Source organism: Sphingobium sp. (genome assembly GCF_036170395.1).
Taxonomy (GTDB): Bacteria; Pseudomonadota; Alphaproteobacteria; order Sphingomonadales; family Sphingomonadaceae; genus Sphingobium.
In genome coordinates, this window is record NZ_JAVHPD010000015.1 from 37983 (window position 1) to 64222 (window position 26240).

Annotated in this window: 23 protein-coding genes and 1 tRNA gene; 6 read left to right on the top strand and 18 right to left on the bottom strand. The window is 65.2% G+C overall.

The features are described from left to right. Positions 1-81: 81 nt before the first annotated feature. Together ahcY and V2B31_RS05780 are read right to left on the bottom strand one after the other, a co-directional pair. Positions 82-1500 (bottom strand): adenosylhomocysteinase, encoded by a 1419-nt coding sequence (ahcY, locus tag V2B31_RS05775; protein ID WP_328276297.1) that lies wholly within the window; start codon positions 1498-1500, stop codon positions 82-84. A 123-nt stretch (positions 1501-1623) separates the two neighbouring features. Beyond that, complete coding sequence (locus V2B31_RS05780) at positions 1624-2184, bottom strand: YqgE/AlgH family protein (RefSeq protein ID WP_328276300.1); 561 nt, start codon at positions 2182-2184, stop codon at positions 1624-1626. A 145-nt stretch (positions 2185-2329) separates the two neighbouring features. Here V2B31_RS05780 and V2B31_RS05785 point away from each other — a divergent pair, with 145 nt between their 5' ends. Together V2B31_RS05785 and V2B31_RS05790 are read left to right on the top strand one after the other, a co-directional pair. Continuing rightward, complete coding sequence (locus tag V2B31_RS05785; RefSeq protein ID WP_328276304.1) at positions 2330-2812, top strand: peroxiredoxin; 483 nt, start codon at positions 2330-2332, stop codon at positions 2810-2812. Positions 2813-2898: 86 nt separating this feature from the next. After that, positions 2899-4353 carry an AMP nucleosidase gene (locus tag V2B31_RS05790; RefSeq protein WP_328276306.1) on the top strand — a complete coding sequence of 485 codons (1455 nt, stop codon included), beginning with the start codon at positions 2899-2901 and terminating at the stop codon, positions 4351-4353. 121 nt (positions 4354-4474) lie between these two features. On the opposite strand, the gene V2B31_RS05795 is transcribed toward V2B31_RS05790, so the two are convergent. The 8 genes from V2B31_RS05795 to V2B31_RS05830 form a co-directional block, all read right to left on the bottom strand. Next, complete coding sequence (locus V2B31_RS05795) at positions 4475-5626, bottom strand: GGDEF domain-containing protein (RefSeq protein WP_328276309.1); 1152 nt, start codon at positions 5624-5626, stop codon at positions 4475-4477. A gap of 31 nt (positions 5627-5657) precedes the next feature. Beyond that, entirely contained in the window at positions 5658-7529 is a 1872-nt protein-coding gene (locus V2B31_RS05800; protein ID WP_328276312.1) for a M2 family metallopeptidase, read from the bottom strand. Between the two features lie 53 nt (positions 7530-7582). Further along, on the bottom strand, positions 7583-8344 hold the full coding sequence (locus V2B31_RS05805; protein WP_328276315.1) for an alpha/beta fold hydrolase: 762 nt from the start codon (positions 8342-8344) through the stop codon (positions 7583-7585). 24 nt (positions 8345-8368) lie between these two features. Beyond that, positions 8369-9025: a DUF2238 domain-containing protein gene (locus tag V2B31_RS05810; RefSeq protein ID WP_328276318.1), complete on the bottom strand. Its 657-nt coding sequence runs from the start codon at positions 9023-9025 to the stop codon at positions 8369-8371. 7 nt (positions 9026-9032) lie between these two features. Beyond that, positions 9033-10058: an aspartate-semialdehyde dehydrogenase gene (locus tag V2B31_RS05815; RefSeq protein WP_328276321.1), complete on the bottom strand. Its 1026-nt coding sequence runs from the start codon at positions 10056-10058 to the stop codon at positions 9033-9035. Between the two features lie 112 nt (positions 10059-10170). Continuing rightward, a complete protein-coding gene (locus tag V2B31_RS05820; RefSeq protein WP_328276325.1) occupies positions 10171-12387 on the bottom strand; it encodes a S9 family peptidase in 2217 nt (738 codons plus the stop codon). A gap of 115 nt (positions 12388-12502) precedes the next feature. Next, positions 12503-12577: transfer RNA gene (locus tag V2B31_RS05825), tRNA-Val, on the bottom strand. An 83-nt stretch (positions 12578-12660) separates the two neighbouring features. Continuing rightward, on the bottom strand, positions 12661-12849 hold the full coding sequence (locus V2B31_RS05830) for a hypothetical protein (protein WP_328276327.1): 189 nt from the start codon (positions 12847-12849) through the stop codon (positions 12661-12663). A 173-nt stretch (positions 12850-13022) separates the two neighbouring features. Between V2B31_RS05830 and hslV the strand changes: the two genes are divergently transcribed. Together hslV and hslU are read left to right on the top strand one after the other, a co-directional pair. Then, positions 13023-13589, top strand: coding sequence for an ATP-dependent protease subunit HslV (gene hslV, locus V2B31_RS05835; RefSeq protein ID WP_422248257.1), 567 nt, complete (start codon positions 13023-13025; stop codon positions 13587-13589). Positions 13590-13734: 145 nt separating this feature from the next. Continuing rightward, the gene (gene hslU, locus V2B31_RS05840) at positions 13735-15036 is read left to right on the top strand and encodes an ATP-dependent protease ATPase subunit HslU (RefSeq protein ID WP_328276332.1); all 1302 of its coding nucleotides are present in this window, start codon (positions 13735-13737) and stop codon (positions 15034-15036) included. Between the two features lie 138 nt (positions 15037-15174). Here the strand turns inward: hslU and V2B31_RS05845 are convergent, their stop codons facing one another. Continuing rightward, positions 15175-16701, bottom strand: coding sequence for an aminoacyl--tRNA ligase-related protein (locus tag V2B31_RS05845; protein WP_328276336.1), 1527 nt, complete (start codon positions 16699-16701; stop codon positions 15175-15177). A gap of 83 nt (positions 16702-16784) precedes the next feature. Next, entirely contained in the window at positions 16785-17360 is a 576-nt protein-coding gene (phaR, locus tag V2B31_RS05850) for a polyhydroxyalkanoate synthesis repressor PhaR (protein ID WP_328276340.1), read from the bottom strand. On the opposite strand from phaR, the gene V2B31_RS05855 reads away from it, so the two are divergent. Together V2B31_RS05855 and V2B31_RS05860 are read left to right on the top strand one after the other, a co-directional pair. Then, positions 17359-18447, top strand: a complete 1089-nt coding sequence (locus tag V2B31_RS05855) for an alpha/beta hydrolase (RefSeq protein WP_328276343.1) — start codon at positions 17359-17361, stop codon at positions 18445-18447. The genes phaR and V2B31_RS05855 overlap by 2 nt on opposite strands. Before the next feature lie 48 nt (positions 18448-18495). After that, positions 18496-19668: an acetyl-CoA C-acetyltransferase gene (locus V2B31_RS05860; protein ID WP_328276440.1), complete on the top strand. Its 1173-nt coding sequence runs from the start codon at positions 18496-18498 to the stop codon at positions 19666-19668. Positions 19669-19814: 146 nt separating this feature from the next. Here the strand turns inward: V2B31_RS05860 and alr are convergent, their stop codons facing one another. From alr to V2B31_RS05890, 6 genes are all read right to left on the bottom strand, one after another. After that, positions 19815-20861 carry an alanine racemase gene (alr, locus tag V2B31_RS05865; protein ID WP_328276345.1) on the bottom strand — a complete coding sequence of 349 codons (1047 nt, stop codon included), beginning with the start codon at positions 20859-20861 and terminating at the stop codon, positions 19815-19817. A 25-nt stretch (positions 20862-20886) separates the two neighbouring features. Beyond that, a complete protein-coding gene (locus V2B31_RS05870; protein ID WP_328276348.1) occupies positions 20887-22476 on the bottom strand; it encodes an MFS transporter in 1590 nt (529 codons plus the stop codon). A gap of 92 nt (positions 22477-22568) precedes the next feature. Then, the gene (gene aqpZ, locus V2B31_RS05875; RefSeq protein ID WP_328276352.1) at positions 22569-23285 is read right to left on the bottom strand and encodes an aquaporin Z; all 717 of its coding nucleotides are present in this window, start codon (positions 23283-23285) and stop codon (positions 22569-22571) included. Between the two features lie 87 nt (positions 23286-23372). Further along, positions 23373-23744, bottom strand: coding sequence for a tRNA-binding protein (locus V2B31_RS05880; RefSeq protein ID WP_328276355.1), 372 nt, complete (start codon positions 23742-23744; stop codon positions 23373-23375). Between the two features lie 121 nt (positions 23745-23865). Then, positions 23866-25863, bottom strand: coding sequence for an acetyl/propionyl/methylcrotonyl-CoA carboxylase subunit alpha (locus V2B31_RS05885; protein ID WP_328276358.1), 1998 nt, complete (start codon positions 25861-25863; stop codon positions 23866-23868). Then, positions 25864-26079: a hypothetical protein gene (locus V2B31_RS05890; protein WP_328276361.1), complete on the bottom strand. Its 216-nt coding sequence runs from the start codon at positions 26077-26079 to the stop codon at positions 25864-25866. Between the last annotated feature and the right edge of the window lie 161 nt (positions 26080-26240).

The following is a 26240-nucleotide window of genomic DNA, read 5'->3' on the forward strand; positions in this document are numbered from 1 at the left end:
AACGGCCGTGGCGGGAAGGCGGCATGCAAACAAAAAGGGAGGCGTCGCCGCCTCCCTTCATGCACTCGATCGCAATGACGATCAGTACCGATAATGATCGGGCTTGAACGGCCCTTCCACCGGCACGCCGATATAGTCAGCCTGCTTGGGCGACAGCTTGGTCAGCTTCACGCCCAGCTTTTCAAGGTGCAGCGCCGCGACCTTCTCGTCCAGATGCTTGGGCAGCACATAAACGTCGTTCTGATATTGCTCGCTGCGGGTCCACAGCTCGATCTGCGCCAGCGTCTGGTTGGTGAAGCTGGCCGACATCACGAAGCTCGGATGGCCCGTCGCGTTACCCAGGTTCACCAGACGGCCCTTCGACAGGACGATGATCTTCTTGCCGTCGGGGAATTCGACCTCGTCGACCTGCGGCTTGATCTCGGTCCATTTGAAGTTCTGGAGGCCGGCAATCTCGATCTCGCTGTCGAAATGGCCGATATTGGACACGATCGCCATATTCTTCATCGCGCGCATATGGTCGACGGTCAGAACGCCTTCGTTGCCGGTCGCGGTGACGAAGATGTCGGCGCGCGGCGCGGCCTCCTCCATCGTCACGACCTCATAGCCTTCCATCGCCGCCTGAAGCGCGCAGATCGGATCAATCTCGGTCACCAGCACGCGCGCGCCGCCGTTGCGCAGCGACGCCGCCGAACCCTTGCCGACATCGCCGAAGCCCGCGACGCAGGCGACCTTGCCCGCCAGCATCACGTCGGTGCCGCGACGGATCGCGTCCACCAGCGACTCCTTGCAGCCATAGAGATTGTCGAACTTCGACTTGGTGACGCTGTCGTTCACGTTGATCGCCGGGAAGGGCAGCTTGCCCTTCTTCGACAGCTCATAAAGGCGATGGACGCCCGTGGTGGTCTCTTCCGACACGCCCTTGATCGACTGGACGGTCTTGGTCAGGAAGCCGGGGCGCTCCTTCAGCACGCGCTTCAGCACCGCGCAGAAGATTTCCTCTTCCTCGTTCGACGGGGTGAACAGTTCCTCGCCCGCCTCGACCCGCGCGCCCCACAGCGCGAACATGGTGGCGTCGCCGCCATCGTCCAGGATCAGGTTGCAGACGCCGCTTTCATCGTCATGCCAGTCGAAGATGCGCTCGACATAATCCCAATATTCCTGGAGGCTCTCGCCCTTGACCGCAAAGACCGGCACGCCCGAAGCAGCGATGGCGGCTGCGGCATGGTCCTGCGTCGAATAGATGTTGCAGGTCGCCCAGCGCACCTTGGCGCCCAGCGCCGTCAGCGTCTCGATCAGTACGGCGGTCTGGATCGTCATGTGCAGCGACCCGGTGATGCGCGCGCCCTTCAGCGGCTGGCTCGGGCCGAATTCCTCGCGCAACGCCATGAGGCCGGGCATCTCGGTCTCGGCGATCTCGATTTCCTTGCGGCCGAAGGCGGCAAGGCCGATGTCGGCAATCACATAATCCTGCGCCTGGGTGGCGGGTGCGGTGGCCACGAACATGTCTCCGTTACTTGATTGGAGCCGGCCCGAACCCAAGTCCGCGCGGGCGTGATGGCACCGCCTTTACCAACGGCCGGCTGCCCTGACAACCATATATAAAGTTTTCTTTATGTGGCTTCAGGCAGAGCCCGCGCCCGACACCAGATGCGACGCATCCACCCCCGCCGCCGCGAAGGCCGCGGCCCAGCGCCGCCGCGCCGGCGCCTCGAACAGCAGGTCCGCGTCGCCCTCGGCCAGGAACCAGCTTTCGCCCGTCATCTCCTGCTCCAGTTGCCCCGCGCCCCATCCGGCATAGCCGAGCGCGATCAGATAGCGGCTCGGGCCGCGCCCCTCGGCAATCGCCTTCAATATGTCGAGCGATCCCGACAGGCCCCAGCGGTTGCCGACCTGCATCATGTCCTGCCCGCCCCAGTCGAGCGAATGCAGCACGAAACCCCGGCGCGGCTCCACCGGCCCGCCGCGCAGCACCGGCACGTCGGGGACGCCGCTGCCGTCTATGTCGAAGCTCGCAAGCAGGTCGCGGAAGCTGACTCCCTCAATCTCCTCGCCCACGGCTATGCCCAGCGCGCCATTTTCGTCGTGCACGCACAGGGCAACGACGCTATGGTCGAACCGCATATCCTCCATGCCGGGCAAGGCGAGCAGGAAATGCCCGCCATAAAAGCGCGTATCTGTCATAAGCCGAATATAGACGAGCGCCGCGCCTTTCCAAGCGCGCGCCGTCGCATGGTGCGGGCGGCGTGGCATATTCCGGCCGCCCGCCCTTGACAGGCGAGCCGCCATACCCGACCTCCCGCCCGTCATAAGGCCAAGGAGACCGCGCATGACCATTTCCAAGGGCGACCGCCTGCCCAGCACCACCTTCACCAAAATGACCGAAAACGGCCCCGAAGCGGTGGCGTCCGACGACTATTTCGCCGGCAAGACGGTCGCGATCTTCTCCGTCCCCGGCGCGTTCACGCCCACCTGCTCGGCCAAGCATCTGCCCGGCTTCATCGAGAAGGCCGAGGAACTCAAGGCCAAAGGCGTAGACGAGATCGCCTGCACCGCCGTCAACGACGCCTTCGTCATGGGCGCCTGGGGCAAGTCGGCGGGCGCGGACGACAAGGTGACGATGCTGGCCGACGGCAATGGCGACTTCGCGCAGGCGGTGGGCCTCACCATGGACGGCAGCAAATTCGGTCTCGGCACGCGCGGCCAGCGTTTCTCGATGCTGGTCAAGGACGGCGTGGTCGAGGAACTGAATGTCGAAGCGCCCGGCGACTTCAAGGTCTCCTCCGCCGAGCATCTGCTGGGCCAGCTCTGATCGATCGGGATCGGGTGGCGGCATGATCGCCGCCCGATCCATCCTCCCGTCTTCCTTCCGTCATGCAAAGACGGTAACAGGAGGCGATGACACAGAGCATCGGCAACGCGACGGTCGCGCAACTCGACCATATCTACCAGACTTCCATCGACACGCTGCGCGACGCCATGCGCGCTTATGCCCGCGACGGCAGCGTGCCCCCGCCCGAGGCGCGAACCGACCGGCGCTTCTGCTATCCCGAACTGCGCATCACCTACCGGGATCGCGATGCCGCCCCGCCGCCGGGCCGCTCCTTCGCCCGCCTGTCGCAGCCCGGCCGCTATGTCACCACCGTCACCCGCCCGGCGATGTTCGGAGACTATCTCGCCGAGCAGATCGACCTCCTCGTCCGCGACTATGGGGTGGAGATCGACGTTGGCCTCAGCGACCAGCAGATCCCTTTCCCCTATGTGCTCGACGGGCTCGACATCAACGCGCTCGACGGCACCCCGCCGACCGAACTGGCGCGCCACTTCCCCGCGACCGAACTGGCTGAGATAGGCGACGAGATTGCCGACGGCCTGTTCGTCCCCGACGCACAGGGCGACCGGCCGCTCGCTTTGTTCGATGGCCTGCGCACCGACTTCTCGCTCGCCCGGCTCAAACATTATACCGGCACACCGGCCGAGCATGTGCAGCGCTACATCCTCTTCACCAACTATCACCGCTATGTCGACGAGTTCGTCGCCTGGGCCTGCGCCGAACTGAAGCGCGAGGGCAGCCGCTTCACCGCGCTTTCGGGCGCGGGCGGCGTCTATGTGACGCCCGAGACCGCCGATCCCGCCCGCATGGTCGCCGACAGCGCCTGGCGCCGGCACCAGATGCCCGCCTATCACCTGATCGCCCCCGACCGCAGCGGCATCACCCTCGTCAATATCGGCGTGGGGCCGGCCAACGCCAAGACGATCTGCGACCATCTGGCGGTCGTGCGCCCCGAAGCCTGGTTGATGATCGGCCATTGCGGCGGCCTGCGCCCCAGTCAGCGGATCGGCGACTATGTCCTCGCCCACGCCTATCTGCGCGACGACAAGGTGCTCGACGCCATGCTCCCGCCCGAAATCCCCGTCCCGGCCATCGCCGAGGTGCAGGTCGCGATGGCGAGCGCGGCGGAGGCGATATTGGGCGGCGGCGACCCGGAGGATTTCAAGCGCCGCCTGCGCACCGGCACCGTCGTCACTACCGACGATCGCAACTGGGAACTGCGCTATTCCCACTCCGCCCTGCGCTTCAGCCTGTCGCGCGCGGTCGGTATCGACATGGAATCGGCAACGATCGCGGCGCAGGGCTACCGCTTCCGCGTGCCCTACGGCACCCTGCTCTGCGTCTCGGACAAGCCGATCCACGGCGAACTCAAGCTACCCGGCCAGGCCAACCGCTTCTACGAGGAAGCCATCGCCGGCCATCTCCGCGTCGGCCTCATGACCTGCGAACTGCTGCGCCAGGAAGGCGCGAAGCTCCACAGCCGCAAGCTGCGCGCCTTCAACGAACCGCCATTCCGGTAACGCGCACTAACCCTCATCCGTCATCCCCGCGAAGGCGGGGATCCATCTCCAGCGTTATCCGGTTGGTGCAAAGTCAGGAGATGGGTTCCCGCTTTCGCGGGAATGACGAGAAGGGTTATACTCACGCCGCTTCGCGCCAGATCGCAACCCGGTTCTTGCCCGCATTCTTCGCGTCATAGAGCGCCTTGTCCGCCCGCGCGACCAGATCGTCCAGCTCCCGGTCGCTACCGTCCAGCTGCGCCACCCCGAAGCTGGCGTTGAGCCGGGCGTCGGCCGCGCCCGGCAGCCGCAGACACGCGACTTCCGCGCGCACCCGCTCCATCACCTCGGCGGCGGCGACAGCGTCGGTCTCGACCAGCAGCAAGCCAAACTCATCGCCGCCCATCCGCCCCACAATATCGCCGCGCCGCACCGCGCTCTTGAGCAATTGGGCAAAGCCGCGCAGCGCCGCGTCCCCGGCGATATGCCCGAACCCGTCGTTCAACGCCTTGAACCCGTCGAGATCGCACACCACTAGTGCCAGCGGCCGGCCATGTCGGTGCGCATTGGCGATCGCCCCCGCCGCCGCTTCCTCCAGCCCGCGCCGGTTCAGCACTCCCGTCATCGGATCATGAAGCATCTGCCGCCTGAGCTGATGCGCCAGATCACCCGCCACCACCAGCACCGCCGCGACCCCCGATCCCACATAGATGGAGGGCAGGCAGAGCGCCATGACCGCGCGATAGGTCGCCATGCCGGCGCTGGTCCCGCGCCCCAGCTCCAGCGCCGCGCTGCCGGCGAGCGCCGTCTGGAACAGAGCGAACAGCGCGAACATCACGAACAGCGCCATTTCCGGCGCGCTGAACCGCCGGTCCTTGGGCCGAAGCGCAACCGCCGAACAGAGCATGAGGATGCCGACATAGCCCGGCACGATCATGCCCTGGAGCGGCCGATCGTTGACGATCGCGACATAAGCGCCCGCCAGCGCCACCAGCGATCCTGCCGCCAGCAACGCCCCGCGCGGCACCGCTCGCCCGGCACGTTGATAGACCCCCACCAGCACCAACGACCCGCTCACCACGATGAACAGGCTGGCGATGGCGATCAGCGCCGGGCTCTTCAGCAGCAGCCCCGCCGCGTTCGCGATCCATTGCAGGATCGACAGACCGTAAGACAAGGCCCAGCTACGAACATGGCGCTGCCGCCCGAAATGCACCCAGGCGACGGTCATCGCGACCGCCATGATGCTGCTGGTGAAGAACAACAGGGCAATGATGATAATCGCGGGGTTCATGGACCCCGCGAATAATGTGGTTACTAAGAGATTACCAGCCGCAAGACTTGCCCTTGTTCTGCTGCGCCAGCCATTTCTGCAACGGCGCGAAGTAACTGACCAGCGCCTTGCCCGACATCTCCCGGCTGCCGGTGAAGGCCGCCAGCGCATCGGGCCAGGGCTTGGACGCGCCCAGCTCCAGCATCGCATTGAGCTTCGCGCCTACCGCCTTGTCGCCATAGAAAGAACAGCGATGCAGCGGCCCCTTCCAGCCCGCCTGCTTGCACGCCGCTTCATAAAACTGGAACTGCAACACCCGCGCCAGGAAGTAGCGGGTATAGGGCGTGTTGCCGGGAATATGATATTTGCCGCCCGCGTCGAACTTGCTCTCGTCGCGCGCGACCGGCGGGATGATGCCCTGATATTTCAAGCGCAGGTCGGTCCAGCCCTTCTCATATTGGCTTTCCGGGATCGATCCGTCGAACACGCCCCAGCGCCATTTGTCGATCAAGAGGCCGAAGGGCAGGAAGGCGACCTTGTCCATCGCCTGCCGCAGCAGCAGGCCGATATCCTTATCCGTACCCGGCACCTTGGCCGGATCGAGCAGTCCGATCTGCACCAGATAGTCGGGCGTGATCGAAAGCGCGACAAAATCCCCGATCGCTTCGTGGAAGCCATCGTTCGCGCCGTCGAGGTAGAGCTGCGGCTGCTTGTTATAGGCGCGCTGGTAATAATTATGCCCCAGCTCATGATGAATGGTCACGAAATCGTCGCCATTCACCTTGGTGCACATCTTGACCCGCAGATCGTCCTTGTTGTCGATGTCCCAGGCCGACGCATGGCACACGACCTCGCGATCGAGCGGCTTGACGAACTGAGTCCGCTCCCAGAAGGTCGCGGGCAGAGGCGCGAAGCCCAGCGAGGAATAGAAGCCCTCGCCGATCTTGAACATCTGCTTTTCCCAATAGCCGCGCCGCTGCTTTTCCGGCGTATCGGGCGTATCGACCTGGGTCGCCTTGGTCTCGATAAACCCCTTGGCCTTCAGCAGGTCGCCCACATCATAGCCAAGGTCGCCCGCCCCCGCCGGCGCGACCACGTCATAGATATTGCCCCATTCCTGCGCCCACATATTGCCGAGCAGGTCGGCGCGGATCGGCCCGGTCTTCGCCTGCACCGCGTCGCCATATTTCTCGTTCAATTTGGTGCGGGTATAGCAATGGAGCTGGTCGTAGAGCGGCTTCACCTCCGCCCAGATTTTGTCGGTCAGCGTCGCGAAATCGTCGGCCGGCATGTCATATTTGGACCGCCACATCGCGCCCGTATCCGCAAAGCCCAACTCCTTCGCCCCTGCGTTCGCGATGCCGACCAGCTTGGCGTAATCCTGCCGCATCGGCGCGCCGACAGTGTCATGCCAGCTGACCCACATCTCCTTCAGCTCATCGGGATTGCGGTTCGTCCCCATCTCCGCTTCGATGTCGCTGCCGTTGATCGGCTGGCCGCGCAGCGTGCCCTTGCCCTTGCCATAAGCGGACTGGAGCCGGGTCGACAGGTCGTTGAGCTGCTCGGCCGCGCCCGGCGTCATCGGTGCGGGCAATGTCAGCGCGGTTCGCAGCAGCGTCAGCCGCCGCTTCGTCTCCGGCGTCAGCCCCGGCGCGGTCGCATATTTCGCCGCTTCCAGCGCGAACTCGACCCGCATCTTGGTATCGATCGCTCCGAAATAGGAAGCGACCGCGTCGCTGTCGTCGGTCAGATAAGTTGCATTGAGCCAGGATGCGCGGCCGTTGATGATCGAATGGTCGAACATCCGCTTTTCCGCCTGGGCGAGGAAGGTTTCGGCGTCGGTCGCGGCCGGCGCCTGCTGCGCCAGCACCGGCGAAGCGACGAGCCCGGCCGCAAGCGCGGCGAGCGAGATGGCGATTTTCATGTGCGTCCCCTTATCGGTTGATGCGGGGAAGCTGGCTTAGCGATGCGATACAGTCAAGCGGTCAGGAAATCGACCATCGCCTGCCCCAGCTCCTTGCGGGTGACGGCGTTCATATGACTGCCCGGCACCTCATAATAACGGCTGTCGGGCAGGATATCGGCCAGCTCATGCGCGCTGCCATTGCTGTCGTCGTCCGCCCCGCAGATGACGGCCGTGGGCTGCCGGAAGCCCGCGATCACCTCCGCCGGCGTATCGACGAAGGTCTTGAGGATGTTGAGCAGCGCGACCGGATCGCCCTTGGTGGTCTTCAGAAACGCCTCGGTCATCCACTCCGACGTCCCGCGCTCGAACGTGCCGAGGTTGGTGAGGACGTTGGTGTAATAGCCGCCATTGTCGAGCGTCTGCGTCAGCCCCCGGAGCCCCATGCCCGACAGGATCACGCGCCGCGGGTTCGCGCCCCGCGCCAGCATCCGCACCGTCGTCCGCGCCCCCAGCGAATAGCCGCCCAGATCATAGTTGGTGAGGCCGAAATGCGCGACCACCGCCAGATTGTCGTCGGTCAGCGCATCGGCGGGATAAGCGGCCGGATCATGCGGCTTCGCGCTCTCGCCATGCCCGCGCAGGTCAGGCAGGATCAACCGGAACCCCGCCTCGACCAGCTTCGCCGCATGACCATAGCGAATCCAGTTGGTCCAGGCGTTCGAGAAATAGCCATGAATCAACATGAGATCGCGCCCCTGCCCCACGACATGAACCGCGATCGGCAGGCCGTCAAAGCCCCTGACCTCATGGCGTTCGAGGGGGAGGTCGGTCATCACAATGATCCTCGTGCAAATAGATTAGGGGCGGGCAGGCTCAGGTCGGCGGCACCACAGAAGCGGCACAAGTGCGCATAGGCTGACCAACTGCGCCAGCGCCATATCTTTTTGGGCGTCCCACATGTCGCCCTGCTGTCCATTATAATATTCGGCCATGTCGGGCGCCGCGATAATGGTCAGCAGCCATTCGAATATCTCATATATCGCACTGCCGAACCCTATCGCACAAAAAGCGAACAGCACCGCGAGCCGCTGCCTGACGCGGCCATGGCGCTCGACAATATGCCCGATCGGAAAAGTCAGCAGCGCGCCGAAAGCGAAATGGACCAGTCGGTCAAAGCCGTTCCGCTCCATGCCGATCGAGCTTGAAACATCCCGGCCGATCAGCGCCTGCGCCCATTCATCATAGGGCACATAGCTGTAAATCCATCGCGCCGCGAAGGTGTGAAGCAGCAGGAAGAGCAGCAGGCACGCCGCCGCCTTGTTTGCGATTGGCCATCGCCGCAGCAACCATGGCGCTGCAATTGCCAAAGCAAGGGTCGGCCCATGTTGCAGCGGCGCAAGATCGGGATAGGGCTGCGCGATATTAGCCAGCGCCACCGCAGCTACCAGCAAAAGGATCATTCGGCGCTGCGCGAGCGGAACAGCCTTCCACACCGCAACAGCGCCGGCGATCATCCCCGCTTCACCCCTTCTTCAAATGCCGCCGCCCCAGCAGTTCCGCGATCTGCACCGCGTTCAGCGCCGCGCCCTTGCGGAGATTGTCGCTGACGCACCAGAGCGAGAGGCCGTTGTCCACGGTCGAATCCTCGCGCACCCGGCTGATGAAGGTCGCATAGTCGCCCACGCATTCCACAGGCGTGACATAGCCGCCGTCCTCGCGCTTATCGACCAGCATGATCCCCGGCGCCTCGCGCAATATGTCCTGTGCTTCCTTCGCCGAAATCTCGTTCTCGAACTCGATGTTGATCGCCTCGCTATGGCCGACGAACACGGGCACGCGCACGCAGGTCGCCGTCACCTTGACCTTGGGGTCGAGGATCTTCTTCGTCTCCGCGACCATCTTCCATTCTTCCTTGGTCGATCCATCGTCCAGGAACACGTCGATATGCGGGATCACGTTGAAGGCGATCTGCTTGGTGAACTTCTTCGCTTCCGCCGGGTCTCCGACGAAGATGTTGCGGCTCTGCTCGAACAGTTCGTCCATGCCCGCCTTGCCCGCGCCGGACACCGATTGATAGGTGGCGACGACGACGCGCTTGATCTTGGCGGCGTCATGCAGCGGCTTCAGCGCGACCACCATCTGCGCGGTCGAGCAGTTGGGGTTGGCGATGATGTTCTTCTTGACGTAGCCGTCGATCGCATCCGGGTTCACCTCGGGCACGACCAGCGGCACGTCCGGATCCATGCGGTAGAGCGAGCTATTGTCGATCACCACGCAACCGGCCGCCGCCGCCTTGGGCGCATAGGTCGCGGTCGGGCCGCTGCCCGCCGCGAACAGCGCGATGTCCCAGCCGGTGAAATCGAAATGCTCGATATTCTTGCATTTGAGCGTCTTGCCGCTGTCACCGAAATCGATGTCGGTGCCCTGCGACCGGGGCGAAGCGACCGCCGCGATCTCGTCAATCGGGAACTCGCGCTCGGCGAGAATGGTCAGCATCTCGCGGCCCACATTTCCGGTGGCTCCGACGACGACGACCTTGTAACCCATGACTCAACACTCCACTCGTGCAAGGATTTGCGGGGCCGGCGCATAGCGGCCTGTCGCCATTTGTCCAGACAAATGGGCTTTCCCCCCGCCAATCCCGCCTTCGCCCCGGCCTCTATTTCGGGTCCGGCCCGACCCCGCGCCGCGCCAGAAAATCCTCGATCGTGCGCCACAGATGCACGCTGATCTTCGGCCCGCCGACCCGATGCGTCTGCCCCGGATAGACCATCAGCTCGAACGGCACCGCGGCCCCCTGCATCTTCGCCATCAGCGCGGTCGAATTGTCGAACACCACATTGTCGTCCGACATGCCGTGGACCAGCAGCAGCGGATCGCGGATCTTCACCGCCTCGTCGATCGCGTCGGACGCCGGATAGGCGCTGGGCTTGTCCTGCGGCTGGCCCAGATAGCGCTCGGTATAATGGGTGTCGTAAAGCTCCCACTTGGTCACCGGCGCACCGGCAATGGCGGCGGAAAAAGTGCCGGGCGCTTTCTCCAGCAGCTTCAAGGACATATAACCGCCATAGGACCAGCCATAGGTGGCGATCCGCCTGGGATCGACAAAGGGCTGGCTCTTCAGCCACTCGACGCCCTTCAACTGATCCTCCACCTCCACCGTGCCCATGGCGCGATAGAGCTGATCCTCGAACGCCTTGCCGCGATCGGGCGTGCCGCGATTGTCGATCGCGAAGACGATCCAGCCGCGATCCACCAGATACTGGTTCAGCGCCCCGGACCAGCTATTGGTCACCTGCCGCCCCGCGCCCGGCCCGCCATAATGGATCATAAAGACCGGATAGCGCTTCCCCGGCTCCAGCGGCGGGGTCATCATCTTGGTGTAGAGCGTCGATCCGTCTGCCGCCTTCACCGTGCCGAATATCGTCTTCGCATGGCTGGCGACATAGGGCGCATAGGGATGATCGCCCGTCAGCGCGTTCTGCGACAGCCATTGCAGCTGCTTGCCCGCATTGTCGGCGAGAAACACCTGCTTGGGCTGGTCGCTATTCTGCCGCGTCACGATCACCCGGCTGGCCGCGCCGTCCATCACCGCATCGTTCCACCAGCCCTGCTGGGTCAAGGCGCGCGGCGCGTCCGCCTTCGCCAGTGAGGTGACGTAAAGCTGCTGCTCCAGCGGCGTCTCCCGGTTGCCGGTGAAGTAGACGAGCCCGCGCCCCTCATCCACGCCCAGCACATCGCGCACTTCCCAAGCGCCGCTGGTGAGCGGAGTCCACCTGTCCCCCGTGACTCGGTAGAGATGCCCATGGCCGCTCTTCTCCGACCACCACAGGAAGCTCCCGTCCTTGAGCGGCCGGAAATTGTCGGACAGGTTGACCCATGTTTTCGCCGTCTCGGTCAGCAGAACGCGAGCCTTGCCCGTGGCCGGATCGACGCCAAGCAGGTCGAGCCGTTTCTGATCCCGGCTTTCGCGCTGCACATAGAGCGTGCGGCCATCCTTCGACCAGTTGACGCGCGCGAGGTAGATGTCCTTTTCCGGCCCCAGATCGACCTGCACCTGCCCCGACCCATCGGGCTTCATGACATAAAGGTCCACGATCGCATTGGGCGTGCCCGCCGCCGGATAGCGCTGGGTATAGACCTTGGTCCCTTCTCCGCCGATCGCGGTGCGGGTGACGGTGCCGACCGGACCTTCGTCCACCCGCGCGACCGCGATCAGCCGGTCGTCGGGCGACCACCAATAGCCGGTGCGCCGGTCCATCTCCTCCTGCGCCACGAACTCCGCGACGCCCCAGCTCACCGTATCGCTCGCACCCGTCGTCACCTGCCGCTCGCCGCCGCCGACCGGCTGGACGAACAGATTGCCGCCCCGCACGAACGACACGAACCCGCCCCTGGGGCTGACAACGCCATTCAGTTCGCCGTCCGCCGTATCGGTCAGCCGCGCGACCTTGCCGTCCAGCCCCGCGAGATAGAGGTCGCCATCGACCGGCACGAGGATGCTCTTCCCGTCCGGCGACCAGTCATAGCTGACGATGCCGGTGCTGCCCGCCACGCTCCGGTCGCGCTCGCGCTGCATCTTCTCCGCTTCGGTGAGGTCCGCCCCGCTCCCGGTCTTCTTCGAATCGACCAGCATCCGCTCCCGGCCGGTGCCCGTGTCGATCGCCCACAGGTCCAGCCGTTCCTTCTCGTCCGCGCGCGGCTTCAGCAGCGTCACCAGCGATCCGTCCGGCGAGAGTTTCAGCGCGCGCGGCTGCGGCCCGGCGAGGTCGGGGCTGGCGAACACCCGCTCCAGCGTCAGCGTGTCTTGCGCCTGGGCGGCAGCCGGAACGGAGAGCGCCAGCAGTGCGCCGCCGGCTTTCAGATAGGGAGGCATGGTCATCCTTTCGGCGCGGCCCGAAACGCCGCGATACAGGCCACAGGCTTAGCGCGAGGCCGAAGAAAAGATCAATGCCGGGAAATAATCTGTCCTGCCATGCCCTGCCGGGTCATGGTGGGCGCGACAGGGATTGAACCTGTGACCCCACCCGTGTGAAGGGTGTGCTCTACCGCTGAGCTACGCGCCCCCTGAAAGGAGGAGGCGGCCATTGGCATCGCGAGCGCGCTCTGTCAAGCAGGACGGCGGCTGTTGCGGAGAATCAATCGCCTGCTACTGGAGAATCCGCCCGATCGCCGTCGCGTTTTTGCGCAAGCGAACGCCGTCGCACTCGGGTTCGCCACAATCGCAAGCTTCGATCGCATAGCGCACGCCGCACATCACCAATATGTCCTGATCGAAGCTATAATTGGAAATCCCGGCGCGCTCGACCTTTTCCTGGGCTCTGGCCTTGAGGGACATGCGGGACTCCATAGAGGTGGTTGGGCATCTTCCGTTGTGCACTGCACAATGTCAACGGGCCTGCCTTTGTTCCAACAGCCTTTGTCATGAATATGGTCGCCCAAAGCACACGGCTCGCCGCGCGCGCTACCCCCCGCTTGCGGAGCAGCCGCGCGCGACCCATATGCCGCGTCATGCAAGACACTGCCCGTTCCTCCATGCCGGTCTGGCATGGCACCACCATCATGTCGGTCCGCAAAAATGGAAAGGTCGTCGTCGCCGGCGACGGCCAGGTCTCAATGGGCCAGACGGTGATGAAGCCCAATGCGAAGAAGGTGCGCCGCCTCCACGACGGATCGGTCATCGGCGGCTTCGCCGGCGCGACCGCCGACGCCTTCACCCTGTTCGAACGCCTCGAAGCGAAGCTGGAACGCCATAACGGCCAACTGATGCGCGCCGCCGTCGAACTCGCCAAGGACTGGCGCACCGACAAATATCTCCGCAATCTGGAAGCGATGATGATCGTCGCGGACAAGGATGTGACGCTGATCCTGACCGGCAATGGCGACGTGCTGGAGCCGGTGAACGGCGTCGCTGCGATCGGATCGGGCGGCAATTTCGCCCTCGCCGCCGCCCGCGCGCTGGTGGACTATGAGGCCGACGCCGAAACCCTCGCCCGCAAGGCGATGGCCGTCGCCGCCGACATCTGCGTCTACACCAACGACCAACTGACGATCGAAACGCTGGACAGCGCAAGCTGACCTGAAAAAAGCCCCTCCCTATCAAGGGAGGGGTTGGGGTGGGTGCGAGCGCAGCGAGCTTGCTCCATCTCGATAGATTGCAACGCGCGCGATGCGCGCGACCCACCCCCTGCCCCTCCCTTGAAAGGGAGGGGGGAGTTAGAAGATGAACGACAACCTGACCCCCAAAGCCATCGTCGCCGCGCTTGACGCGCATATCATCGGCCAGCAGGACGCCAAGCGCGCCGTCGCCGTCGCGCTGCGCAACCGCTGGCGGCGCCAGCACCTGTCCGCCGACCTGCGCGACGAGGTGACGCCCAAGAATATCCTGATGATCGGCCCGACCGGCTGCGGCAAGACCGAGATCAGCCGCCGCCTCGCCAAGCTGGCCGATGCCCCGTTCGTCAAGGTCGAGGCGACCAAATTCACCGAGGTCGGCTATGTCGGCCGCGACGTGGAGCAGATCGTCCGCGACCTGGTCGAGGAAGCCGTGCGCCTCGAAAAGGACCGTCGCCGCGAAGCCGTGCGCGAGGCCGCGTCCGAAGCCGCCATGGCCCGCCTGCTCGACGCGCTCACCGGCAAGGAAGCAAGCGAAGCCACCCGCCTCTCCTTCCGCCAGCGGATCGAGGGCAATCAGATGAACGATGTCGAGGTCGAGGTGGAGGTCGCCGACAGCCCCTCCATGCCGATGGAAATCCCCGGCATGGGCGGCCAGGTCGGCATGATAAACCTCAGCGACATGATGTCCAAGGCGTTCGGCCAGCAACAGAAGAAGCGGCGCAAGATGCGCGTCGCCGACGCCTGGGACAAGCTGGTGGAGGAAGAGCAGGACAAGCGCCTCGACCAGGACGATGTCGCGCGCGTCGCCATCACCAGCGCCGAGCAGAATGGCATCGTCTTCCTTGACGAGATCGACAAGATCGCGGTCAGCGACGTGCGCGGCGGTTCCGTCAGCCGCGAAGGCGTGCAGCGCGACCTGCTGCCGCTGATCGAGGGCACCACCGTCTCGACCAAATATGGCCCGCTCAAGACCGACCATATCCTCTTCATCGCGTCCGGCGCATTCCACGTCGCCAAGCCCAGCGACCTGCTGCCGGAACTTCAGGGCCGCCTGCCGATCCGGGTGGAGCTGAAAGCGCTGACCGAGGAGGATTTCGTCGCCATCCTCTCCGATACGAAGGCCAGCCTCGTCACCCAATATCGCGCGCTGCTGGCGACCGAGGAGGTGACGATCGATCTGACGCCCGACGGTATCCGCGCCGTCGCGAAGATCGCCGCCGAGGTGAACAGCGAAGTCGAGAATATCGGCGCGCGGCGGCTCCAGACCGTGATGGAGAAGCTGCTGGAGGACGTCAGCTTTGACGCCGAAGACCGCCGCGGCGAAACGCTGACGATCGACGCCGCCTATGTGGAGAAGCAGTTGGCCGCCGCGGCGCGGGATACGGATCTGAGCAAATATGTGCTGTAAATTGTTCCCCCTCCCGCAAGCGGGAGGGGGCTAGGGGGTGGGCCAGCGCCACGTGACGTAAGCCCACCCCGCTGCGACTAAAAGCGCTACGCGCTAAAGTCTCGCTGCCCCTCCCGCAGGCAGGAGGGGAGTATTCGCTCAATAACTCCGCCCCACCAGCACCCGCTCGACCGCCGGCGCGCCGGTAAACACGCAAACCCCATCCGCCGCCGCCGCATTCAGCGGCACATTACGCAGCGTCAGCTTCTCGCCCTTCAGCCACTGCACCACCTTCTCCAGCGCGTCACCCGTCGGCTTGGCCCATTGCACCTCGGCCCAGCCAGGCTTCGCGCTCGCGTCGAAATAGGCCTTGAGGCCGTCCAGCGTGGTCACAGACCGATCGATACTCCCATCCAGCCGCGCCTTGGCGTCCGCGAACAAAGCCGCCTGAATATCCTCCAGCATCGCAACCGCGCCGCCGACGAAATCGCCCTTCGCGACGATCGCGCTGTCGAGCTTCCCATCCGCGCGATAGAGCCGATCACGCCGGATCACCGACACATTGCCGCCCGCCACGTCGCGCCCGCCGACCTCGATCACGATCGGCGCGCCCTTCTTCACCCAGCCCCACCGCTTGGTCGCTGCCTTCGCCGGCCGCTTGTCCAGCAACGCGCGCACCGGCTCGCGAAACGCATCAAGCTCGTTCAGCGATGCGACCAGTTCGCCGCCATAGTCGAGGATCGCCTGATCCTCGTCATTGTCGCGCAGCATCGGCACGACGACGATCTGATAGGGCGCGACGCGCGGCGGCACGCGCAGCCCGTCATCGTCGCCATGCACCATGATGAGCCCGCCGATCATCCGCGTCGAAACGCCCCAGCTCGTCGTCTGCGCCAGTTCCTGCGCACCTTCGGCATTCTGGAACTTGATATTCTGCGCCGCCGAAAAGGTCGTGCCCAGGAAATGGGAGGTGCCCGCCTGCAAAGCCTTCCCATCCTGCATCATCGCCTCTATCGAATAGGTCGCGACGGCGCCGGGGAAGCGCTCATTCTCCGGCTTCTCGCCCGCGATCACCGGCAGCGCGACGCAATCCTCGGCAAATTCGCGATAGACCTCCAGCATCTTGAGCGTCTCGTCCATCGCCTCGTCCACCGTGGCATGGGCGGTATGCCCCTCCTGCCAGAGAAATTCGGCGGTGCGCAGGAACATGCGCGTGCGCATCTCCCAGCGCACGACATTGGCCCATTGGTTGATGAGCACCGGCAGGTCGCGCCAGCTCTGCACCCAGCGGCTGAACGCCGCGCCGATCACCGTCTCCGACGTCGGCCGCACGACCAGCGGCTCCTCCAGCTTCGCGTCGGGATCGGGCACCAGCTTGCCGTCCTTCTGGATCAGCCGGTGATGGGTGACCACCGCCATTTCCTTGGCGAAGCCATCGACATGCTCGGCCTCCTTCTCGAAATAGCTCAAGGGAATGAACAGCGGGAAATAGCAATTCTCATGCCCCGTCGCCTTGATCCGCGCGTCGAGCAGCGTCTGCATCCGTTCCCAGATGCCATAGCCCCACGGCCGGATGACCATGCATCCGCGAACCCCGCTTTCCTCGGCCATGTCGGCTTCGGAAATGACGGCCTGATACCAGGCGGCGAAATCCTGGTCGCGGGTGACGGAAAGGGCGTGCTTCACGGGACGGAACCTTGGCAAGAAGACAAAAAAGATGGCGCGCCATAGGCCAGACGCGCCACCTGTGTCGACCCTTCGCGCGAGGATCAGCTCAGCTTGTCGATCTTCGCGTTCAGCGCTGCGAGCTGGGCCTTGAGTTCGGCGATCTCGTCATCCTTGCTGCCGTCCGACGCGGGCTGAGCCGGTGGGGTCATGCCCGGCATACCCGGCATGGTCGTACCGAATGCGCTTGCCGCCGCCTCGAACATCTGCATGTTGCGCTTGGCGATTTCGGCCAGCGGACCGCCGCCGAACGCGCCCTTCATCGCTTCCTGAAACTGCTGCTGGTTCTTGCGGAAGGCATCCATCGACGCTTCGAGATATTGCGGCACCATCGACTGCATCGAATCGCCATACATGGCGATCAGCTGGCGCAGGAAGTTGACCGGCAGCATATTCTTGCCGCGCTGCTCTTCCTCCATGATGATCTGGGTGAGCACATTATGGGTGATATCCTCGCCCGTCTTGGCATCCACCACCACGAACTCGCGGCCCTCGCGCGTCATCTGCGACAGCAGATCGAGCGTGATATAGCTCGACGTCTCTGTATTATAGAGCCGCCTGTTGGCGTATTTCTTAATAACGACCGGTTCGGTTTCACTGGCGGTCTTGGATTTGGGCATGGATTCCTCTCCCTCACCTGCGTCTCCCGCATTAGCACAAAGCGTTGCCGCACCGCAACATGGCCCGCGCCCATTGCCCCTTTTTCTCAACATTTTATGGCGCGAAACCGAAGGCGACCCCGCGCTACGCCGCCGCGCCTTCGCGGGCTTGCGGAAATATCAGCAGGCGGTCCGCCAACCCGGCCCGTCATCCATGCCGTGCGTCGCCACTGCCGGCCCCGCCCGATTGCTGCGCTACGGCGCGCAAAAGGGTGGTCATCCCGTTGTTTTTGTGCCCTCTCTCATCAATCCGCCGCAGGTGCTGGACCTGTCGGAAAGCCGGTCCATGCTGCGCCACATGGGTGCAGCAGGGCATGACGCCTATCTGGTCGATTGGGGCGCCCCGCGCGCGCAGGACGCTGCGCTAGGCCTCGACCGGCATGTGTCCGACCGTCTCCTGCCGCTGCTCGCCGCCTTGCCGCGTCCGCCTATCCTCGTCGGCTATTGTCTCGGCGGCGGCCTCGTGCTCGGCGCGGCGGCGCTGCGTCTCTTCCCTGCCGTCGCCACCATCGCTGCCCCCTGGCGCTTCGATGGCTTCCCGCAGGCCGATCGCGACCTCGTCACCGGCCTCTGGGACAAGGCCAATGCAACCTGCGAACGGCTCGGCTATGTGCCGATGGAGGTGCTGCAATCGGGCTTCTGGGCGATGGACCCCGCCCGCACCATCCGCAAATATGCCGCCTTCGCCGATGCCGCGCCCGGTTCGGATGCCGAGCGCGCCTTCCTCGCCGTCGAGGATTGGGCCAATGGCGGCGCGCCGCTGACCTACGCCGCCGGACGCGACCTGTTCGAGGGCTTCTACGCCGCCAATGCCACGGGATCGGGCGCATGGCGGATCGACGGGCGGGCCGTCGATCCCGCCGCTCTCCCCTGCCCCACCCTTTCCATCGTCTCGACCAGCGACCGCATCGCTCCCGCCGCCGCCGGCCCCGCTCTCGCGGACCAGCGTAGCCTGTCGCTCGGCCATGTCGGCATGGTCGTGGGCGGCCGCGCCCCTGACCTGCTGTGGCGACCCCTGTCCCAATGGCTTTCCAGCCACGGCGGCTGATGCTATGTGCGCGTGCGAAAAGACCCCGTTGTAATGAGGATCACCGCCTTGTCCGATATCGTCATCACCGCCGCCAAGCGCACGCCGGTCGGCAGCTTTCTCGGCGCCTACGCCACCACCCCGGCGCATGTGCTGGGCCAGACCGCGATCGTCGCGGCGCTGGAGCAGGCCGGGGTCGCCGCTGATGAAGTCGATGAAGTCATTCTCGGCCATGTCCTCACCGCCGGCCTCGGCCAGAACCCGGCGCGCCAGGCCGCCGTCGCCGCCGGCATCCCGACCGACCGCACCGCCTTCGCCATCAACCAGGTTTGCGGCTCGGGCCTGCGCGCCGTGGCGCTCGCAGCCCAGGCGATCGCCAATGGCGACGCGCGCATCATGGTCGCGGGCGGCCAGGAAAATATGTCCCTCGCCCCCCACGCCCAGTTCCTGCGCGCGGGGCAGAAAATGGGCAATGTCTCCCTTGTCGACACGATGATCGTCGACGGCCTGACCGACGCCTTCAACGCCTATCATATGGGCATCACGGCTGAAAATCTGGCCGAAAAATATCAGATCAGCCGCGAAGCGCAGGACGAGTTCGCCGTCGCCAGCCAGACCAAGGCGTCGGCCGCCCGCGCGTCGGGCCGCTTCAAGGACGAGATCGCGCCGGTGACGGTCAAGGGCCGCAAGGGCGACACCATCGTCGATGCCGACGAATATATCCGCGACGGCGCAACCGTCGCCGCGATGCAGGGCCTGAAGCCCGCCTTCAAGAAGGACGGCACCGTCACCGCCGGCAATGCCAGCGGGTTGAATGACGGCGCGGCCGCGCTGGTCCTCATGACCGCCGACGAAGCCGCCCGGCGCGGCGCGAGCGTGCTCGGCCGCATCGCCGCCTTCGCCACCTGCGGCGTCGATCCCTCGATCATGGGCATCGGCCCGGCCCCCGCCAGCCGCAAGGCGCTGGCGAAGGCGGGCTGGTCGGTCGCCGACCTCGACCTCATCGAGGCGAACGAAGCCTTCGCCGCGCAGGCGCTGGCCGTGGGTCAGGAACTGGGCTTCGACCCCGAAAAGCTCAACGTCAATGGCGGCGCGATCGCCATCGGCCACCCCATCGGCGCATCGGGCGCGCGTGTTCTCACCACCCTGCTCTACGAAATGGGCAAGCGCGACGCGAAAAAGGGCCTCGCCACCCTCTGCATCGGCGGCGGCATGGGCGTCGCCATGTGCATCGAGCGGTGATTAATTCCTCCCCCATAGGGGGAGGGGGACCGCTCGCGAAGCGAGTGGTGGAGGGGTGTCACCCTATCGATAGCAGGACACCCCTCCGTCAGGCCTGCGGCCTGCCACCTCCCCTTACAGGGGAGGATGTCTGAGCACCACCGCCATCACACCCAAACTCGGTCGTATCGCGCCCCAAGCCCCGTCAGCAGCTCATATTGCGACAGCCCCGAAGCCGCCGCAGCCTCCCGCAAATCATAAGCGATATCCACCCAATCGCCCTCCGCCAGATCGGGCCGCGCACCCACATCGACCGCGACCAGGTCCATCGACACCCGCCCCAGCACCGGCAACCGCGCGCCCTCCACGATCGCCGCGCCCTTGCCCGAAAAGCCGCGCAGATAGCCGTCGGCATAGCCCAGGTTCAATATCGCCACCGCATGATCGCGCGCCGCGGTGAAGGTCGCATTATAGCCGATACTGTCCCCCGCCATCAGCCGCCGTCGCTGCAATATCTGCGCCTGCGGTTGCACCACCGCGCGGATATGCCCCTCCGCCTCACCCCTCGGCACCCCGCCATAAAGCGCCAGCCCCGGCCGCGTCAGATCGTGGCGATAGCCTTCACCCAGGCAGATCCCCGCGCTGTTCGCCAGGCTGTAGCGCCGCGCCGGCACCGCCGCCCGCACCGCCGCGAACCGATCCCGCTGCACCCCGGTCAGCCCGCTCTCCTCGTCCGCCGAAGCGAGATGGCTCATCAGCGTCTCGACCGTCAGCCCCGCGACCATCGCCGCGACATCGCCCCGCCAGTCCAGCCCCAGCCGGTTCATGCCGGTATCGACCATCACGTCGCACGGCCCGCCCCCTGCTTCGCGCCACCGCGCGACCTGCAAGGGCGTACACAACACCGGCCGCGTCTTTGAGGCGAGCGCCTGCCTCATATCCTCCGCCCGCACCCCGTGCAGGACGGAAAGCGAGACGCCCTCCTCCAGCAGCGGCTCCAGCACCGCCGCCTCGCCCCAGTTGGACACGAAAAAATCGCGGCATCCGGCCTTCACCAGCCGCCGCATCACCTCAGTTGCGCCGAGGCCATAGCCATCCGCCTTGACCGCCGCGCCGCACGCCGCCCCGCCGCTCATCCCCTCGAGCCAGCGCCAGTTGGCGACGAGCGCCGCGCCGTCGAGGCGCAGCCGCAACGGTGCGACATAATCCTGCATCGTCCCGCCGATAGCGCTCCGCCGCTCAGGCGTCGAGAGGGCGGCCCCGCGTTTCGGGCAAGGCAATGAGGCAAGTGAGCAGCGCCGCCCCCACCACCGCCAGCGTGTACCAGAGGCCGGCATAGGGATCACCCGTCCGCGCCACCAGATATTGGCTGATGAGCGGCAGGAATCCGCCGAAATAGCCGGTCCCGACATGATAGGGGATGGAGAGCGACGAATAGCGGATGCGCGCGGGAAAATATTCGGACAGCAGCGCCGCCACCGGCCCATAGGTCGCGCCCGATATGCACCAGAGCAGCAGCATCGCGCCGAACACCAGCATCGCGCGAGGCCAGTCGGGCGTCACCGCGCCGGTCGGATAGCCCGCCCGCGCCAAGGCGGCATCCAGCCCCTCGGGCGTAAGGTCTGCAACCGCCGCCCCGCCGATCGCCACCGCCGGCGCGTCACCTGCCTGCTTCTCATAGGCGATGCCGCGCTTGGAAAAATGATCGAGCAGCTTGCCGCACGCCGTCGGCTGCACCTTGGCGAAGGGATCGAAGCGGCAATCCGGCCCCCGCACCACCACCGGCGCGCGCGCCGCCGCCGCCTCCAGCGCGGGGTTCGCCGTCCGCCCCATAAACTGATAGAGGGGGAGCGCCAGCAGCAGCAGGGCGGCATAGCCGATCAGCACCGGCGGCTTGCGCCCCACCCGGTCGGACAGCCAGCCGAAAAAGACGAAGCTCACCATGCCGAGGCAGGCGCTGGTCCCCACCAGCAGCTGCGCCATGCCCGCTTCGACATGCAGCCCGTTCTGTAGGAAATAGAGCGCCTGGAACATCACCGTATAGGCGATGGCGGTGAAGCCCGCCGCGATGCCGATCATCGCGACCAGCATCCGCTTGGCGTTGCCGGGATAGGTGAAGGCTTCCTTCAGCGGATTCTTCGCCTGCGCGCCCGCCGCCTTCATCGCGGTGAACACGGGGCTTTCGCGCAGCTTGAGGCGCATCCACAGCGAGATGCCGAGCAGCGCCAGCGACAGGATGAAGGGGATGCGCCATCCCCACGCCTCCCACACCGCCGGCCCGACCAGCCAGCGGGTCGCTACCACGACGATCAGCGACAGGATGAAGCCGCCGATCACGCCTGCCTGGATGAAGCTGGTATAGAAACCCCGCTTCCCCACCGGCGCATGTTCCGCGACATAGATCGCCGCCCCGCCATATTCGCCGCCCAGCGCCAGCCCCTGCGCGATCCGCAGCGCGATAAGGATGATCGGCGCGGCCACGCCGATGCTCGCGGCGGACGGGGTCAGCCCCACCCCCGCCGTCGCCACGCCCATCAGGACGATGGTCGCCAGAAACGTATATTTGCGCCCCAGCCGGTCGCCGAGATAGCCGAACAGCGCCGCCCCGATCGGCCGGAACGCGAAACCGATCGCGAACCCGGCCAGCGTATAGAGCAGTTCGACCGTGGGATTGTCGGTGGGGAAGAAGGTCCGTCCGATGATCGGCGCAAGCACCCCATAGATGTAGAAATCATACCATTCGAACACCGTGCCGAGCGCCGACGCGCCGATGACCAGCCGGTCCCGCCGCGCATCCACGACATAATCGCCCGCCACCGCTTCGCTCATTCCGCCCCTTTCTCGCCCGCGACAGCGGGACGATGGAGAGGCTTTCTAGCAAGCCCGAACCGGCAGGCAAGCACCGCCTGCCGGACCATCGATCAGTCGCCGGAAACCTCTACCGGCGCGGGATCGTTCGGGCTTAGCCAGCGATAGACGAATCCGCCCAGCGCCCCACCCAAAACCGGCGCGACCCAGAACAGCCAGAGCTGCTGGAGCGCCCATCCGCCGACGAACAGCGCCGGCCCGGTGCTGCGCGCCGGGTTGACCGATGTGTTGGTGACCGGAATGCTGATGAGGTGGATCAAGGTCAGCGCCAGGCCGATCGCCAGCGGCGCGAAGCCGCGTGGCGCCGCGCCATGAGTCGCCCCCATGATGACGAACAGGAAGGCGAAGGTCAGCACCACTTCGCAGATGAACGCAGCCGCCAGCGCGTAGCCGCCCGGCGAATGATCGCCAAAGCCGTTGCTGGCAAAGCCCCCCGCCAGGCTGAAATCCGCCTTGCCGCTCGCGATCAGATAAAGCACCCCGGCGCCCGCCACCGCGCCCAGCACTTGCGCCACGATATAGGCCGGCAGGTCGCGCGCGGCAAAGCGCCCGCCGGCCCACAGGCCCACCGACACCGCCGGATTGAGGTGACAGCCCGACACATGGCCGATGGCGTAGGCCATCGTCACCACCGTCAGGCCGAACGCCAGCGACACGCCGACGAACCCTATGCCGACATCGGGAAATGCCGCCGCGAGCACCGCCGATCCGCACCCGCCCAGGACCAGCCACGCCGTCCCGATGAATTCCGCCACCAGCTTCTTGACCATCGCACGTCTCCTTCGCACCATGACGCGGGGAGACTACACCTGCCGGCAAGGATCACCAACATGCTTTCGACGCCGTAACAATTCTGCTCAGAACAGCCGCGATCCGTTCGGCACCGGCTTGTCCGGCGCAAACAGCACGACCGCGCCGCCCGCATCGGCAAAGCCCAATGTCAGCACTTCGGACAGGAATTTCCCGATCTGCCGCGGCGGAAAATTGACGACAGCGGCGACCTGCCGCCCCGGCAGATCGTCAAGCGTATAATGTTCGGTAATCTGCGCGCTCGATCGCTTGACGCCGACGCCGGGACCGAAATCGATCCGCAGCCTGAACGCCGGCTTGCGCGCTTCCGGGAAAGGCTCGGCGGACAGGATCGTCCCGACCCGAATGTCGACCTTCAGGAAATCGTCGAAACCGATCGGGTCAGCGGCGGGCGCGTCGGGGTGATGAACAAGGTGCATATGCTTATCACACCACATCCGTCATCCCGGCGAAAGCCGGGATCCCGCTTTCTTCTAAAGTCCAAGGCAAAAAGCGGGATCCCGGGGCAAGCCCGGATGACGGAAAATAGACGGCTCAACCCTATTCCAGCTCCAATATCACCGCATCCACCGCCAGGCTCTCGCCCTGCTTTGCCGATACGCTCTTGACCGTGCCCGCCTTCCCCGCGCGCAGGATATTTTCCATCTTCATCGCTTCGATCACCGCGAGCGGCTGGCCTACTTCGACCTTGTCGCCTTCCTTGACGTTTAAGGCTACCAGCAGCCCCGGCATCGGGCAGATCAGGAAGCGCGACAGGTCCGGCGGCACCTTCTCGATCATGTGCGCGGCATGCTGCGCGGCATGGGCGGGCAGGATACGCAAGCGGTGGCTCGCGCCATGGCAGGTCAGCACGAAGCCCGACCGCACCGGCGCGATCCGCACTGCCAGCATCTCGTCCCCGAACTCCGCCTCGATCAGCCGGTCCCCCGGCGTATATTCGAGCGCCATGTCCAGCGCTTCGCCATCCACCGTCACATCGTCGCCGTCGATCACGACATCTTGGGTCGCGTCTCCGATCTTCACCTGCCAGTCCGTAGGCGGCGGCAGACGCCGGCCCAGCTGCCCCTCGATCCGCCGCGCGCGATCCGCCTGCGCCATCGCCGCGAATGCGCCGATCGCCGACAGCCGCTTGAGCAACTCGGCCGATGCCGGCGCGCCCTTGAAGCCCTCGGGATACTCCTCGGCGATAAAGCCGGTCGTGATGTTCCCCGACCGGAACCGCTCATGCTGCATCAGCGCGGAGACGAAATCGACATTGTGGCTGAGGCCTTCGATCTCGAACCGGTCCAGCGCCTCGATCTGCTTGTCGATCGCTTCCAGCCGCGTGGGCGCCCATGTCACCAGCTTGGCGATCATCGGGTCGTAGAACATGGAGACCTCGCCGCCTTCGGTCACGCCATCGTCCACGCGTATCTTCGCGCCGGTCTCGTCCGCGCCTTCTTCGGGCGGATTATAGCGGATCAAACGCCCGGTCGAGGGCAGGAAGCCGCGATAGGGGTCTTCGGCATAGACGCGGTTCTCGATCGCCCAGCCGTTCAGCTGCACATCGGCCTGGGTGAAGCTCAGCGTCTCGCCATTGGCGACGCGGATCATCTGCTCGACCAGGTCGACGCCGGTGATCTCCTCCGTGACGGAATGCTCCACCTGCAGGCGGGTGTTCATCTCGAGGAAGTAGAAGCTGTCGCCGGTCGTGTCGGCGCCCGACACGATCAGCTCGACCGTCCCCGCGCTGAAATAGCCGACCGCCCGGGCCAGCGCGACGCACTGCTCGCCCATCTTGCGACGCATTTCGGGCGACACGAAAGGCGACGGCGCTTCCTCCACCACCTTCTGGTGACGGCGCTGGATCGAACATTCGCGCTCGTTCAGGTAAACGATATTGCCATGCTGGTCGCCCAGGAGCTGGATTTCGATATGGCGCGGGCTTTCGATGAACTTCTCGATGAACACGCGGTCGTCGCCAAAGGACGCCAGCCCCTCGCGCTTGGTCGCCTCGAACCCTTCGCGAACATCCTGTTCGGAATAAGCGAGCCGCATCCCCTTGCCGCCGCCGCCGGCCGACGCCTTCATCATCACCGGATAGCCGATCTCGTTGGAGATGCGGACGGCATGTTCGGTGTCGTCGATCACGCCGACGAAGCCGGGGACGACGTTCACGCCCGCTTCCTTGGCGAGCTTCTTGGACTCGATCTTGTCGCCCATGGCGGCGATGGCATTGGCGGGCGGGCCGACGAAGATGATCCCCTCGGCGTCGAGCGCCTTGCGGAAGCTCTCGCGCTCCGAAAGGAACCCATAGCCAGGGTGAACCGCGTCCGCGCCGGTCTGCTTGCACGCCGCGATGATCTTGTCGGCGATCAGATAGGACTGGGCGGCAGGCGAAGGCCCGATATGCACCGCCTCATCCGCCATCAACACATGCGGCGCGCGCGCGTCAGCATCGGAATAGACCGCGACGGTCGCGATCCCCATCTTCTTGGCCGTGCGCATGACACGGCACGCAATCTCGCCACGGTTCGCGATCAGGATTTTTTTGATCATTCAGGAGTTTCCTCGCCCAGAAAGGAGGATGCGCAACGCAATGACGTAAACAACAGTGGCCAGCCCAAAGATAACTAAGCTCCAAGCAAAGTTGTCGGCGGGCAGTCCGTGCGCATCCGAGAAGAACAGAAAATAGGAAAGTACAGCGCCCAATGGCCCCATCGCCAGCCACTGGATCGTGAGCAAGATCAACAGATAGAGCTTGCCGCCGCTCACCTTGCCAACCCAAAAATCTGACCGTCACCCTGAACTTGTTTCAGGGTCCATTCCTCCCCACCAACCATCGCTCTCATCGGCACGATGGATGCTGAAACAAGTTCAGCATGACGAAGAGAGGCATGAAGCATCACGCCGCCTCGCCCTCACTCGTCATGCCG

What these genes read in the sequence shown, in the direction of transcription:
- V2B31_RS05805 (WP_328276315.1), bottom strand. Translation starts at nt 8,344, where the DNA reads ATGACCGACCTCCCCCTCGAACGCCATGAGGTCAGGGGCTTTGACGGC.
- V2B31_RS05870 (WP_328276348.1), bottom strand. Translation starts at nt 22,476, where the DNA reads ATGAGCGAAGCGGTGGCGGGCGATTATGTCGTGGATGCGCGGCGGGAC.
- V2B31_RS05790 (WP_328276306.1), top strand. Translation starts at nt 2,899, where the DNA reads ATGACACAGAGCATCGGCAACGCGACGGTCGCGCAACTCGACCATATC.
- V2B31_RS05810 (WP_328276318.1), bottom strand. Translation starts at nt 9,025, where the DNA reads ATGATCGCCGGCGCTGTTGCGGTGTGGAAGGCTGTTCCGCTCGCGCAG.
- V2B31_RS05820 (WP_328276325.1), bottom strand. Translation starts at nt 12,387, where the DNA reads ATGCCTCCCTATCTGAAAGCCGGCGGCGCACTGCTGGCGCTCTCCGTT.
- hslV (WP_422248257.1), top strand. Translation starts at nt 13,023, where the DNA reads ATGCAAGACACTGCCCGTTCCTCCATGCCGGTCTGGCATGGCACCACC.
- V2B31_RS05795 (WP_328276309.1), bottom strand. Translation starts at nt 5,626, where the DNA reads ATGAACCCCGCGATTATCATCATTGCCCTGTTGTTCTTCACCAGCAGC.
- V2B31_RS05800 (WP_328276312.1), bottom strand. Translation starts at nt 7,529, where the DNA reads ATGAAAATCGCCATCTCGCTCGCCGCGCTTGCGGCCGGGCTCGTCGCT.
- V2B31_RS05855 (WP_328276343.1), top strand. Translation starts at nt 17,359, where the DNA reads ATGGATTCCTCTCCCTCACCTGCGTCTCCCGCATTAGCACAAAGCGTT.
- V2B31_RS05885 (WP_328276358.1), bottom strand. Translation starts at nt 25,863, where the DNA reads ATGATCAAAAAAATCCTGATCGCGAACCGTGGCGAGATTGCGTGCCGT.
- V2B31_RS05780 (WP_328276300.1), bottom strand. Translation starts at nt 2,184, where the DNA reads ATGACAGATACGCGCTTTTATGGCGGGCATTTCCTGCTCGCCTTGCCC.
- V2B31_RS05815 (WP_328276321.1), bottom strand. Translation starts at nt 10,058, where the DNA reads ATGGGTTACAAGGTCGTCGTCGTCGGAGCCACCGGAAATGTGGGCCGC.
- V2B31_RS05830 (WP_328276327.1), bottom strand. Translation starts at nt 12,849, where the DNA reads ATGTCCCTCAAGGCCAGAGCCCAGGAAAAGGTCGAGCGCGCCGGGATT.
- phaR (WP_328276340.1), bottom strand. Translation starts at nt 17,360, where the DNA reads ATGCCCAAATCCAAGACCGCCAGTGAAACCGAACCGGTCGTTATTAAG.
- V2B31_RS05785 (WP_328276304.1), top strand. Translation starts at nt 2,330, where the DNA reads ATGACCATTTCCAAGGGCGACCGCCTGCCCAGCACCACCTTCACCAAA.
- hslU (WP_328276332.1), top strand. Translation starts at nt 13,735, where the DNA reads ATGAACGACAACCTGACCCCCAAAGCCATCGTCGCCGCGCTTGACGCG.
- aqpZ (WP_328276352.1), bottom strand. Translation starts at nt 23,285, where the DNA reads ATGGTCAAGAAGCTGGTGGCGGAATTCATCGGGACGGCGTGGCTGGTC.
- alr (WP_328276345.1), bottom strand. Translation starts at nt 20,861, where the DNA reads ATGCAGGATTATGTCGCACCGTTGCGGCTGCGCCTCGACGGCGCGGCG.
- V2B31_RS05880 (WP_328276355.1), bottom strand. Translation starts at nt 23,744, where the DNA reads ATGCACCTTGTTCATCACCCCGACGCGCCCGCCGCTGACCCGATCGGT.